We start from the raw sequence: 12,859 nt of genomic DNA on the forward strand, positions 1-12,859 counted from the left end.
GGGATAAAGCTAACATTTACGCAACAGCTTGCAAAAAAATCCTCACGGAGGCAGCGCAGCGTGGCGTTATTGCATAAACTTTAAAAACTTTACCAACTTACGGTTTCTTTAAGTTCGTTAGTGCGTTATTACTCACCGCACTTATAACACGGTGGTATGGCGTGTTTTTTTGGAATGGATACTCGGGTGGCATTTATGACGCAATACTCTTCTTCCCTTCGTAGTCTTGCTGCGGGTTCAGCACTCTTATTCCTTTTTGCGCCGACGTTACAGGCGGCTGAGCAGACAACGGCGCCGCCGAGCGTTGATGCGCGCGCGTGGATTTTAATGGACTATTCCAGCGGCAAGGTGCTGGCGGAAGGCAACGCCGACGAGAAACTGGACCCCGCCAGCCTGACCAAAATTATGACCAGTTACGTCGTCGGGCAGGCGCTGAAGGCTGGAAAAATTCAGCTCACGGATATGGTGACGGTAGGAAAAGACGCCTGGGCCACGGGCAACCCGGCTCTGCGCGGTTCGTCGGTCATGTTCCTTAAGCCCGGAGATCAGGTCTCGGTATCCGATCTCAACAAGGGCGTGATCATCCAGTCGGGTAACGACGCCTGTATTGCGCTTGCGGATTATGTTGCCGGAAGCCAGGAGTCGTTCATTGGTTTGATGAATGGTTACGCGAAAAAACTGGGGCTGACCAACACAACGTTCCAGACGGTTCACGGCCTGGATGCGCCGGGGCAGTTTAGTACCGCGCGTGATATGGCGCTGCTGGGCAAAGCGCTGATCCATGATGTGCCGGAAGAGTACGCCATTCACAAAGAAAAAGAGTTCACTTTCAACAAGATTCGCCAGCCGAACCGTAACCGCCTGCTGTGGAGTTCTAATCTGAACGTTGACGGCATGAAAACCGGGACAACGGCAGGCGCCGGATACAATCTGGTGGCCTCTGCGACTCAGGGAGATATGCGTTTGATCTCCGTCGTGCTGGGGACGAAAACCGATCGCATCCGTTTTAATGAGTCAGAGAAATTGTTGACCTGGGGCTTCCGCTTCTTTGAAACGGTGACACCCATTAAACCTGACGCGACGTTCGTGACTCAGCGCGTCTGGTTTGGGGATAAGAGCGAGGTGAATCTGGGCGCGGGAGAGGCGGGTTCCGTGACGATTCCGCGCGGACAGCTGAAAAACCTGAAGGCCAGCTTTACGCTGACGGAACCGCAGCTGACCGCGCCGTTGAAGAAAGGCCAGGTTGTCGGCACCATCGACTTCCAACTCAACGGAAAGTCCATTGAACAGCGTCCGCTGATGGTGATGGAAAACGTGGAAGAGGGCGGCTTCTTTGGGCGGATATGGGACTTCGTCCTGATGAAATTCCACCAGTGGTTTGGCGGCTGGTTCTCTTAATCGCGGTGACGGTGCCGGATGGCGTTAACGCTTATCCGGCCTACGATACGTGCATATTTGTAGGCCGGATAAGGTGCGGCAGCGCCGCCATTCGGCAAACCTGACATCAATACATCAACGTAATGCGCTGCGCTTTGGCATAATCGACAAACTCATCGTCGGGGCGGCAGTCGCTCACTACCGCATCAAAACGCGTTAATTCGCCCATCCGCGCGGGTCGCACCTTGCCGAATTTACTGTGATCCACCACCAGGACATGGTATTGCGCCATCGACATAGCCCAGTGTTTCACCGGCAGTTCTTCGAGGTTAAAACAGGTTGCCCCTTTGCTGATATGAACGCCTGCGGCGGAATAAAAGGCGATATCAGGGCAGATATTATTCAGGGTTTCCTGAAAATCGAGCGGTTTGAAAATGGCGTTGCTGGCGTGAAATTCCCCGCCGCACAGAATCGCCCGGCACAGCGGTTTTTCCTGGAGCGCCAGAAACGTATTCAGGGAATAACAGACGGCGGTGAAAGGCAATTCGTTATCAATGGCTTCAATGATCCACGGCGTGGTGGTGCCGCAGTCAAAAAAAATCGTCTGATGCGCCTGTACCAGACCGGCGGCCAGCTGCGCGGCGCGGCGCTTCTCTTCAACCAGGCGGGATTTTTGATCGCTCAATAAATAATGGCTGGCGCTGCGGGGTTCCAGAACAATATACCCGCCCAGTAACACGACGGGCGCGCTTTTATTATTCAGGTCGCGACGAATGGTCATCTCCGATACGCCCAGCAGAGTCGCGGCTTCTTTCAGGTGTAATTTATCACTGCGTTTTAGCGCTTGCAGCAATTGACCAATACGCTCGTCGCGTCGTGTTTCCATAATTCCCCTGGACAGTTGAATAAGCACTCTGCACAGTACAGAGCGCTTAATACTACTCTTTTTTCACCAGGTTAGTCACGTACCCAGCCTTTACGAATGGGCAGCGCGAAGCAGACGCGGTAGCACGTTTGTAGGCCGTGGTAGAGAGCAACCCCATATTTTTGCCACAGCATTTGCGTGCTCAGGCAGCCGATCATCCCGACCAGCAAACCGCCGAGCATATCCAGCGGCCAGTGAACGCCGAGGTAAACGCGTGACCAGGCGACCGTCACGGCTAGCGCCATGAGCAGTACGCCAGACCAGACGCGGTGCCAGAATAAAAACGCCAGCGCAAAGGTAAAGACAACGGTGCCGTGGTCGCTCGGGAAGGAGTCATCGGGCGCGTGATGCAGGAAGTTATAGCCGATACGATCGACAAAAGGACGATCGTGCGGGAAAAGATGCCCCATTATCCAGGAGATCGTCAGGCTGATGAGCAGCGCGATACCCATTTTAATCACCAGCTGGCGTTGAGCGCAGACCCGATCGCGCGGCCCCCATAACCAAAGCACAACGGCCAGCAGCGGCACGATGTTAATCAAATCTCTGGCAATGAAAATGGCCAGAGCGATCATCCACTGTGCGGAGTCGGGGGTGGCATTGATTAAGTAAAACAGCGAGTTGTTAAGGTTTTCCAGCATAACATCCAGACTCAGTGCAGTGATTAAACGAAACGACCCTACGTGCTCCGGGTAAGGGCGAGAATACAAAGTGCCGCAACGGGGGGAAAGCGGTATTGTCTTATTTACCTGTAAAATGAGGAAATTTAAGACAATGGCGCGAGCTTATTCGCCATGATAGCGCCAGCAACTTAAATTAACCTTAAAGCAAAAGGTCACGAAGGATGATTATGTAAAAATGTGCGCATTTTGTTTTTAAATCACATAATTCGCTATCTCAGGTAACGTACTTTCATTACACTTTGCGCGATTTTTTATTTGCGAAGAGATTGCATGCAAAACCTTTCACAAACAGGCGTCCGGCTCGGACGTCAGGCACTGCTTTTCCCTCTCTGTCTGGTGCTTTACGAATTTTCTACGTATATCGGCAACGATATGATCCAGCCGGGGATGCTGGCGGTGGTGGAACAGTATCAGGCCGGGATCGACTGGGTTCCGACCTCGATGACTGCCTACCTGGCGGGCGGGATGTTTTTGCAGTGGCTGTTAGGGCCGCTGTCGGATCGTATTGGACGCCGCCCGGTGATGTTAGCGGGCGTGATCTGGTTTATCGTCACCTGCCTTGCCACACTGCTGGCGCAAAACATTGAGCAGTTCACCCTGCTGCGTTTTTTGCAGGGGGTAAGCCTGTGCTTTATTGGCGCCGTGGGGTACGCCGCCATTCAGGAATCCTTTGAAGAAGCGGTGTGTATCAAAATTACGGCGCTAATGGCTAACGTTGCCCTGATTGCGCCGTTGCTGGGGCCGCTGGTGGGCGCCGCCTGGGTGCATGTTCTGCCGTGGGAAGGGATGTTTGTTCTGTTTGCCGTACTGGCGGCGATTGCTTTTGTCGGCTTACAGCGCGCGATGCCGGAGACTGCGACCCGCCTTGGCGAGAAGCTGTCGCTTAAAGAACTGGGGCGGGATTACACGCTGGTGCTGAAAAACGTGCGGTTTGTTGCCGGCGCGCTGGCGCTGGGGTTCGTCAGCCTGCCGCTGCTGGCGTGGATTGCCCAGTCGCCGATCATAATCATCAGCGGTGAGCAGCTCAGCAGCTATGAATATGGCTTGTTGCAGGTTCCTGTCTTTGGCGCGCTGATTGCCGGGAATCTGGTGCTGGCGCGGTTGACCTCCCGGCGAACGGTGCGCGCATTGATTATCATGGGCGGCTGGCCGATTGTGGCGGGATTGCTGATCGCCGCAGCCGCGACGGTGGTCTCTTCCCATGCATATTTATGGATGACGGCGGGTCTGAGCGTCTACGCTTTTGGCATCGGCGTGGCGAACGCGGGGCTGGTGCGTCTGACCCTGTTCGCCAGCGATATGAGCAAAGGCACAGTTTCTGCGGCGATGGGGATGTTGCAGATGCTGATCTTTACCGTGGGTATTGAAGTGAGCAAGCATGCTTATCTGAGCGGCGGCAACGGCTTATTCAGCCTCTTCAACCTGGCGAACGGCATTCTCTGGCTGCTGCTGATGGTTATCTTCCTGAAAGACAAACGGGTAGGGGATTCACGGGAAGGGTGAGGCCCTCCGGCGCAGCGCCATCAGGCCTCAAGGGGCATTACCCACTGAACGGGGCTTCGTTTTTCAGCACGCGGTCGATAACGTCCAGCACGCCTTCCGCGTTATTCGAGCCCGCCCTATATTTCGCCGCAGAGGCCACCGCCGCTCCGGCGTTTTCCATCGCAAAACTGAAGCCGGCCTGACGCAACATCTCAATATCATTGCCGCCGTCGCCAAACGTCACGACCTCATCATTGTTAATCCCCCAGCGTTGTTGCAGCAGACGCAAGCCGTTCGCTTTGTGTACGCCGGGAATGATCAAATCAATGCTGCCGTAACCGGTGTGAACCGGCACCATGATATCGCCAATCGCATCATGCAGCGCCGTCTGAACCTGGGGAATACGGTCATCAGTAATGTTGAGGCCGAATTTAAAGAACACGTCATTGATGTTGTCGAAGCTGTCCACGAACTCAAGGCGATGGTAGTACATCGCCGCAACCTGTTTCAGTTCATCGTTGTACTGTTTCAGGGTATAGGCGCTGTTTTTACCGCAGGCGATGATTTCAATATCCGCGCGGGTCAGCAGATGATCGACAACGGCAGCAAAATCCTCTTTCGCCAGTTCGCCGTTGAACACGTCTTCGCCCTCGCTGACCACCCAGCCGCCGTTTTCAGCGACAAAGGCGATTTCGTGGGCGATCTCTGGAAAGAAAGAGATTAACTGGTAATACTGATTACCGCTGGCGACCACAAAACGGATGCCTTTCTGCTTCATTAGCCGGTACTGTGCCATAAACCGGTCGCGATTATAGGTTTTTTGATCGCTCAAAAAGGTGCCGTCCATGTCTACCGCAATTAGCTTGATACCCATTAACTATTCTCCATAACAGATTGAGTGTTTGATGTCGGTTTGGCGACAGCCTTCGCGACAAGAGCGGCCAGGATGACCAGCGCCAGCACAACCAGCATTGCGCTGCGCAAACCATAATGTTCGCCAAGATAGCCCAGCAGCGGCGGCCCCACCAGGAAGGCCAGATAACCGGTTGTCGCCACCACGCTGACGCGGGTTGGCGCGTCCGGGCCGGTATCGCTGGCCGCTGAAATCGTTAGCGGGAAGCCAAGCGACGCCCCAAGCCCCCAGAGAATAACGGAAACGCCCGCGACCCAGGCGCTGTCGACGAAGATAATCAGACCAATACCGAGCGCTCCCATTAGCGCGCTGGCGCGGACTACCGCCACGCGGCTATAACGGTCGATAAACCAGCCGCCGGTAAAGCGCCCGACGGTCATACCGAGCGTAAAGCCCGCATAAATCAGCGAGCCGGACGTTGGGCTGAAGCCGTGACCATCCACCATCAGAAGCGGCAGCCAGTCGTTGGCGGACCCTTCAGCGAAGGCCATTGCCAGTACCACCACGCCGATCAACAGTAGCTGGGCATCGCGATAAAAAGGTACGCCTTTTTCCGTTGTGTGGGCGCCGTCGGCGGCGTTTTTCCCCGTGCCGTCGGGAATAGCGCGAATAGCAATAAAAATGGGGACGATCGCGATGAGAGCCGCCAGCAGGATATGAGCGTTGGCAGGGACGTTAAAGGCGGTTAGCGCCATGCCGACGCCAGCGCCAGCCAGCGTACCGAAGCTGTAAAAACCGTGCATCATCGGCAGGACGGTTTTATTCATTTCACGTTCAACCGCCGCCCCTTCGACGTTGATAGCGACTTCGGCGGCGCCAAAGCTGGCGCCGAATACGCCTAAGCCAAGCGCAAAAACCAGCGGAGAAGCGAACCACAGCGCAATGCTGAGGATAACCATCCCCGCAACGGCGCAGGACATGGTAGTCTGAATGACGTTACGCGTGCCAAATCGTTTTACCAGCCAGGCGGAACACAGAATACCGCTCATCGAACCGATGGAAAGCCCAAACAGCACCGCCCCCATTTCTGCCGTTGATACCGAAAGGATATCGCGAATGGCGGGGGTGCGGGTTGCCCATGAGGCCATCAACAGCCCTGGCAAGAAGAAGAACATAAAAAGCGCCCAGGTCCGGCGTCTTAAGGCTTTACGTGATGAGATGGCGGTCATTGATTCAAACTGAAAAAAGAGAATACAGGGGACAACACTAGCAAGTTTGTGTACATTTGTACACAAACGTGATGAGAGGAAAAGCAGTGCGACGAGCTAACGATCCCCTGCGGCGAGACAAAATCGTTCAGGCCACGCAGGAAGCGATAATAACGCATGGCATTCACGGCGTTACGCACCGCAAAATCGCGGCGATAGCGCAGGTGCCGCTCGGGTCGATGACCTATTATTTTTCGGGAATCGATGAGTTGCTGATCGAGGCGTTAAGCCGATTTACAGCAACAATGTCGCACCAGTTTCAGTCATTCTTTGCCGATGTCACGAACGTTCAGGACGCCTGTCACGCCATTACCGACATGATCTACAGCTCGCTGGTGACCACGCCAGATAATATGGAGCTGATGTACCAGCTGTATGCCTTCGCCAGCCGAAAACCGGCGCTGAAAACGGTGATGCAGAACTGGATGCAGCGCAGTCAGCAAACGCTGGAGCAGTGGTTTGAACCGGTGACCGCCCGCGCGCTGGACGCGTTTATCGAAGGCATGACCCTCCATTTCGTCACCGACAGAGCGCCTTTAACGCGGGACGATATTCTGGTCATGGTGAAGCGTATTGCCGGGCAGGCGTGATTTTCAGGCAACAAAAAACCCATCAACCTTGAACCAAAATGGCGGGGTTGATGGGCTCCACAAATTGGGGACATCAAAGAAAAGCAGTGGCACTAGTTATGACTGACGCCTTGAAGAAAAGTTCTGCTTACCTGCAAAAATTTTTCACTTAAAGGCAAACTTCAGTTTTATCCTAAGCCCGGCCAGATGATGACAATAAGTGTCCCCGCCAGCGTTAACAGAACGTTGGCTATCGCATAGGTTCCCGCATAGCCTAATGCCGGAATGTTGCTGCGCGCCGTGTCGCTGATGATCTCCATCGCCGGAGCACAGGTACGCGCGCCCATCATGGCGCCGAAGAGCAGGGCGCGGTTCATACGTAATACATAAGCGCCGAACAGGAAGCAGATAATGACCGGCACCAGGCTCACCACAAGACCGGCAATCAACATTTGCCCACCGACCGCGCCAAGCCCGTTCCCGATGCCGCTGCCCGCGCTCAGGCCGACGCCGGCCATAAAGACCATCAGACCAAACTCTTTCACCATGTTCAACGCGCCCTGCGGGATGTACCCGAAGGTGGGGTGGTTAGCTCGCAGGAAACCGAGCATGATCCCGGCGAACAGCAGCCCGGCGGCGTTGCCGATGCCGAAGCTGAAATTACTGAACTGGAAGGTGATCATCCCGATCATCAGGCCGATGATAAAGAAGGCGCAGAAGGCCAGCAGATCGGTTACCTGACTGTGAATCGAGATAAAGCCGATACGGTCCGCGACGGTTTTCACGCGACGCGCATCGCCGCTCACCTGCAAGACGTCGCCTTTATTCAGCACCACGTTGTCGTCGATCGGCATTTCAATCTGGCTGCGGATCACGCGGTTAAGGAAGCAGCCGTGGTCGGTCAGCTTCAACTGGGCGAGACGGCGGCCTACGGCATTGTGGTTTTTCACGACGATCTCTTCGGTCACGATGCGCATGTCGAGCAGGTCGCGGTCGAAGACTTCTTTGCCGTTACGGAAGCTGGGGTCCAGCCGGGCGTGTGCATCCGGGTAACCAACCAGGGCAATCTCATCGCCCATCTGCAATACCGCGTCGCCATCCGGGTTCGCCAGAATACCGTTACGGCGGATGCGCTCAATGTAGCAACCGGTCTGACGGTAGATGCCCAGCTCGCGCAGATTTTTCCCGTCGGCCCAGGCCACCAGTTCCGGGCCGACGCGATAAGCGCGGATGACCGGCAGATAGACCTTGCGGTTGGCGTCGGTATCCAGGCCGCGCTCGCGGGCAATCTGCTGGGCGCTGGTTTGCAGATCCTGATGTTGCAGTTTCGGCAGGTAACGTGCGCCGACAATCAGGCTGACCAGGCCGATGAGGTAGGTCAGCGCGTAGCCCAGGCTCAGGTTGTCCAGCGCGACCGAGAGCTGCGAACTCTCCATACCGGAATGGCGTAACGTGTCGCCTGCGCCGACCAGCACAGGGGTCGAGGTCATGGAGCCCGCCAGCATACCGGCGGTCAGGCCGATATCCCAGCCAAAGAGCTTACCCAGCCCTAATGCGATCAGCAGCGCGCTACCGACCATGACCAGAGCAAGCATCAGGTAATTTTTGCCGTCGCGAAAAAAAATAGAAAAAAAGTTGGGGCCAGCTTCGACGCCGACACAAAAAATAAACAGCATAAAGCCCAGATTTAGTGCATCGGTGTTAATACTAAAGTGCTGCTGCCCTAATAATAGGGAGACCACTAAAACGCCAATGGAATTACCGAGTTGGACTGAACCCAGGCGTAACTTACCCAGACATAGCCCGAGAGCCAGGACCACAAATAATAACAGGATGTAATTCCCATTTAACAAATCTGCGACGTTTATATTCACGGAGACTAACTTCTTGTTTACCAGTAAGCTGTTGAAAGAAATGACAATTTACGCTAATGTTTTTGCCAGAAATTATGAGGCGTCGGCATCGTATCGGCGCTCAAATAAAAGCAGCACAACAATTTAATTCGCTAGTTTAATCTCATTACGTATCAACGGCTATAAGAATCGTGTGGGTGTGTTTTTGGCATGGAATGCCGAACGACTTTATCTGACTGGACGCCTTCGGGCGAAAAAAGTGTTCGATAGAGATAGTGTCAGGAGGAACGATTGAAACATAAACAAGGTTGGGCGGGTGCAATCTGCTGCTTTGTACTCTTTATTGTGGTGTGCCTTTCATTAACGATGCATATGAAAGGGGCATTTCGGGTTGCCGGGCATCCTGAGATTGGGCTGTTGTTTTTTACGTTACCTGGCGCGGTGGCCAGTTTTTTTTCCCATCGCAGAGAAGTCATTAAACCTCTTATCGGCGCCATGCTGGCCGCACCATGTTGTCTGGTCCTGATGCGATTTGTTTTTATGCCTACGCGCTCCGTATGGCAAGAACTGGCGTGGTTGTTCAGTGCGGTGTTCTGGTGTGCGCTCGGCGCGCTTTGCTTTTTATTTATCAGCAGCCTGTTTAGTCAGCGACGTAAAAAGAACCGATAACGCCCTCCGGGAGAGGGCGTAAAGCAGCGATCAGGCGAACAGGTTCAGATTCTCTTTTGCCCATGCCTCAAAATCGGTGTAACCGCCGATGTGTTTCTGATCGACAAAAATCTGCGGTACGGTCTCTACCGGTTTACCCACGGTTTTTTCCAGATCCGCTTTGGTAATGCCTTCAGCATGAATATCAATATAGCGATAGTTAAAATCATCGCGCTCAGTGCTCAGTTTTTCTGCTAACTCTTTCGCACGCACGCAATACGGGCACCCTGGGCGACCAAAAATAACGGTAAACATTGTTTTTTTCCTCGAACTCATAGCCTTGTGACGAATGGCGGCTATGATGCCGTTAAACGACGCATCTGAAAAGCAGGTTGCGCCTGTTGCTTTGATACCTATAGGCTATATCTGTTAAACACGATAAACCTGAACGCGTTACACTGAGCATCCGTTATCCGGGAGGCCCTTATGCGCTCGATTGGCGCTTTACCCAAAAGCGTGTTGATTCTGGAAGTTCTCGGTATGATTTTGCTGGCAGCGGCGTTGCTGTCGCTCAATCAGTACCTCACATTACCCGCGCCGATGAACAGGCCGCTGGCGGTAACGGTGATGATATTTCTCGGTATCCTGCTTATGCTTCCCGCTGCGGTGGCGCTGATGTGGCGGATCGCGCAGCTTATTGCGCCGCAACTGATGACGCGCTCACCCGATTCTTCTTCCCGTTCAGCAAGAGAAAAACCGCATGACTCCAACCATTGATTTAATCCGTGGTCACCGTTCTATTCGTCATTTCACCGATGAGCCGATTTCCGATGCGCAGCGTGAGTCGATTATTGCCGCCGCGCGGGGAACCTCAAGCTCCAGTTTTTTACAGTGCAGTTCCATTATCCGCATTACCGATAAAGCCATGCGCGAAGCGCTGGTGCCCCTGACGGGCGGGCAAAAGCACGTTGCGCAGGCCGCGGAATTCTGGGTTTTCTGCGCTGATTTTAATCGTCACTTACAGATTTGCCCGGACGCGCAGCTCGGGCTGGCGGAACAGCTGCTGCTGGGCACGGTCGATACGGCGATGATGGGGCAAAATGCGCTGACCGCTGCCGAATCCCTGGGGCTGGGCGGCGTCTACATCGGCGGTATCCGCAATCATATTGAAGCGGTTACGGAACAGCTGAAATTACCGAAATATGTCCTGCCGCTGTTTGGGCTGTGCCTCGGCTGGCCTGCGGATAACCCTGGCGTTAAGCCGCGCCTGCCCGCAGAACTGGTGGTGCATGAAAATCACTATCAGCCTGTGGATGCCGCGCTGCTGGCGCAATATGATGAGCAGATCGCGGAGTATTACCTGACCCGCGACAGCAATACGCGCCGCGATACCTGGAGCGATCATATCCGTCGTACCATCATCAAAGAGAATCGCCCGTTTATTCTGGACTATTTGCATAAACAGGGTTGGGCGACGCGCTAACACCCGGTGTATGATACGCAGGCTTTTACCAGGTCTTTTAGAGAGGTGCAGGGTGAAAATTGCCATATTGTCCCGGGACGGAACGCTCTATTCTTGTAAACGCCTGCGCGAAGCGGCGATGAAGCGCGGCCATCTGGTCGAAATACTCGATCCGCTTTCCTGCTATATGAACATCAGCCCGGCGGCCTCTTCTATTCACTATAAAGGCCGCCAGTTGCCGCATTTTGATGCCGTCATCCCCCGTATTGGCTCCGCCATCACGTTTTACGGTACAGCGGCGCTGCGTCAGTTCGAAATGCTGGGTAGCTATCCGCTGAACGAATCCGTGGCGATTACCCGCGCGCGCGATAAACTGCGTTCGCTACAGTTACTGGCCCGGCAGGGGATTGACTTGCCCGTTACTGGCATTGCGCATTCGCCGGATGACACCAGCGATCTGATCGACATGGTCGGCGGCGCGCCGCTGGTGGTAAAACTGGTGGAAGGTACGCAGGGCATTGGCGTGGTGCTGGCGGAAACCCGGCAAGCCGCAGAGAGCGTGATTGATGCGTTTCGTGGCCTCAATGCGCACATTCTGGTGCAGGAGTACATCAAAGAGGCCAGAGGGCGTGACATCCGTTGTCTGGTCGTGGGCGACGAAGTGGTGGCGGCCATTGAGCGGCGGGCAAAAGAGGGCGATTTTCGCTCCAACCTTCATCGCGGCGGTATGGCGAGTATCGCCAGTATCACGCCGCGTGAACGAGAGATCGCGATAAAAGCGGCGCAGACGATGGGGCTGGATGTCGCTGGCGTCGATATTCTGCGCGCGGAGCGTGGGCCGCTGGTCATGGAAGTGAACGCCTCTCCGGGTCTGGAAGGGGTAGAAAAAACGACGGGTGTGGATATCGCCGGGCGAATGATCCAGTGGATCGAGCGTCACGCCACCCCCGAATTTTGCCTTAAAACGGGCGGTTAATCGCAATATCGTTCCCGATCGTGGTATGACGCGGTCTTTTTGCGTAAGCTGTGCCGGTAATTTTTTATCGTAAGAGGTAGCACATTATTATGACATCACTGGTCGTTCCTACTCTGGATACGTTGCGTCAATGGCTCGACGACCTGGGCATGAGTTTTTTTGAATGTGATACCTGTCAGGCGCTGCATTTGCCCCATATGCAAAATTTTGACGGCATTTACGATGCGAAAATCGACCTGGTGGATAACACGGTGCTGTTTTCCGCAATGGCGGAAGTGAGGCCCTCTGCGCTGCTGCCGCTGGCTGCCGATCTGTCGGCAATTAACGCCAGCTCGTTAACGGTGAAAGCGTTCCTGGATATGCAGGATGATAATCTGCCAAAACTGGTGGTTTGCCAGTCTTTATCCGTTATGCGGGGCGTGACGTATGAACAGTTCGAGTGGTTTGTTCGTCAGAGCGAAGAGCAGATTTCTATGGTGATCCTGGAAGCCGGAGCGCATCAGCTGCTGTTCAGCGCAGAAGAAGACGCGCAAAAAAGTAGCGCTGAAAATCATTTTCTTCACTGAAATCTGCGCACATGCAACCTGAAGAATGACGCGTCTAACGCAGTCGCTGCCAGAGCGGCTGCTGTTTGCATTTTTTTATTCTGCCTTTAACCTTTCTTTAAAGAATAATTCACCTCCTTTCCGCCTGTTTCGCTTTATCACATAGACAAAACCTGCATAAAAAATTGATAAAAGGCGTTTTTTAATCTGAGCTATAG

At 54.2% G+C, this 12,859-nt stretch carries 14 protein-coding genes; 8 read left to right on the plus strand and 6 right to left on the minus strand.

Translation table 11 applies throughout. The annotated features are described in order from the left end of the window. The first annotated feature begins 195 nt into the window (after positions 1-195). Complete coding sequence (gene dacC, locus OGX84_RS19345) at positions 196-1,398, plus strand: serine-type D-Ala-D-Ala carboxypeptidase (protein ID WP_024130500.1); 1,203 nt, start codon at positions 196-198, stop codon at positions 1,396-1,398. Between the two features lie 106 nt (positions 1,399-1,504). On the opposite strand, the gene deoR is transcribed toward dacC, so the two are convergent. Both deoR and ybjG read right to left on the minus strand, forming a co-directional pair. Continuing rightward, positions 1,505-2,263, minus strand: coding sequence for a DNA-binding transcriptional repressor DeoR (gene deoR, locus OGX84_RS19350; RefSeq protein ID WP_058668858.1), 759 nt, complete (start codon positions 2,261-2,263; stop codon positions 1,505-1,507). A gap of 71 nt (positions 2,264-2,334) precedes the next feature. After that, complete coding sequence (gene ybjG, locus OGX84_RS19355; RefSeq protein ID WP_012133117.1) at positions 2,335-2,943, minus strand: undecaprenyl-diphosphate phosphatase; 609 nt, start codon at positions 2,941-2,943, stop codon at positions 2,335-2,337. Positions 2,944-3,255: 312 nt separating this feature from the next. Between ybjG and OGX84_RS19360 the strand changes: the two genes are divergently transcribed. Then, positions 3,256-4,488 carry an MFS transporter gene (locus tag OGX84_RS19360; RefSeq protein ID WP_112002218.1) on the plus strand — a complete coding sequence of 411 codons (1,233 nt, stop codon included), beginning with the start codon at positions 3,256-3,258 and terminating at the stop codon, positions 4,486-4,488. A 37-nt stretch (positions 4,489-4,525) separates the two neighbouring features. On the opposite strand, the gene OGX84_RS19365 is transcribed toward OGX84_RS19360, so the two are convergent. Both OGX84_RS19365 and OGX84_RS19370 read right to left on the minus strand, forming a co-directional pair. After that, the gene (locus OGX84_RS19365; RefSeq protein ID WP_012133115.1) at positions 4,526-5,341 is read right to left on the minus strand and encodes a Cof-type HAD-IIB family hydrolase; all 816 of its coding nucleotides are present in this window, start codon (positions 5,339-5,341) and stop codon (positions 4,526-4,528) included. Continuing rightward, positions 5,341-6,549, minus strand: a complete 1,209-nt coding sequence (locus tag OGX84_RS19370; RefSeq protein ID WP_112002219.1) for an MFS transporter — start codon at positions 6,547-6,549, stop codon at positions 5,341-5,343. The genes OGX84_RS19365 and OGX84_RS19370 overlap by 1 nt, the downstream gene beginning before the upstream one ends. A gap of 86 nt (positions 6,550-6,635) precedes the next feature. On the opposite strand from OGX84_RS19370, the gene OGX84_RS19375 reads away from it, so the two are divergent. After that, positions 6,636-7,178: a TetR/AcrR family transcriptional regulator gene (locus tag OGX84_RS19375; protein ID WP_112002220.1), complete on the plus strand. Its 543-nt coding sequence runs from the start codon at positions 6,636-6,638 to the stop codon at positions 7,176-7,178. Positions 7,179-7,345: 167 nt separating this feature from the next. Here OGX84_RS19375 and OGX84_RS19380 read toward each other — a convergent pair whose 3' ends face one another. After that, complete coding sequence (locus tag OGX84_RS19380) at positions 7,346-9,031, minus strand: aspartate:alanine antiporter (protein ID WP_012133110.1); 1,686 nt, start codon at positions 9,029-9,031, stop codon at positions 7,346-7,348. A gap of 270 nt (positions 9,032-9,301) precedes the next feature. On the opposite strand from OGX84_RS19380, the gene OGX84_RS19385 reads away from it, so the two are divergent. Further along, entirely contained in the window at positions 9,302-9,679 is a 378-nt protein-coding gene (locus OGX84_RS19385; RefSeq protein ID WP_024130498.1) for an inner membrane protein YbjM, read from the plus strand. 30 nt (positions 9,680-9,709) lie between these two features. Here OGX84_RS19385 and OGX84_RS19390 read toward each other — a convergent pair whose 3' ends face one another. Continuing rightward, positions 9,710-9,973: a GrxA family glutaredoxin gene (locus OGX84_RS19390; protein ID WP_024130497.1), complete on the minus strand. Its 264-nt coding sequence runs from the start codon at positions 9,971-9,973 to the stop codon at positions 9,710-9,712. A 171-nt stretch (positions 9,974-10,144) separates the two neighbouring features. On the opposite strand from OGX84_RS19390, the gene OGX84_RS19395 reads away from it, so the two are divergent. From OGX84_RS19395 to OGX84_RS19410, 4 genes are all read left to right on the plus strand, one after another. Further along, complete coding sequence (locus OGX84_RS19395; RefSeq protein ID WP_112002221.1) at positions 10,145-10,435, plus strand: YbjC family protein; 291 nt, start codon at positions 10,145-10,147, stop codon at positions 10,433-10,435. After that, a complete protein-coding gene (gene nfsA / locus OGX84_RS19400; protein WP_071259591.1) occupies positions 10,419-11,141 on the plus strand; it encodes a nitroreductase NfsA in 723 nt (240 codons plus the stop codon). Before OGX84_RS19395 ends, nfsA begins: the two co-directional genes overlap by 17 nt. Positions 11,142-11,193: 52 nt before the next feature. After that, positions 11,194-12,096 (plus strand): 30S ribosomal protein S6--L-glutamate ligase, encoded by a 903-nt coding sequence (gene rimK / locus OGX84_RS19405; RefSeq protein ID WP_024130496.1) that lies wholly within the window; start codon positions 11,194-11,196, stop codon positions 12,094-12,096. 89 nt (positions 12,097-12,185) lie between these two features. Beyond that, positions 12,186-12,662, plus strand: coding sequence for a YbjN domain-containing protein (locus OGX84_RS19410; protein WP_047457888.1), 477 nt, complete (start codon positions 12,186-12,188; stop codon positions 12,660-12,662). Positions 12,663-12,859: the final 197 nt, after the last annotated feature.

The sequence above is a fragment of the Citrobacter sp. CK202 genome (assembly GCF_030333225.1).
Lineage (GTDB): Bacteria > Pseudomonadota > Gammaproteobacteria > Enterobacterales > Enterobacteriaceae > Citrobacter_B > Citrobacter_B koseri.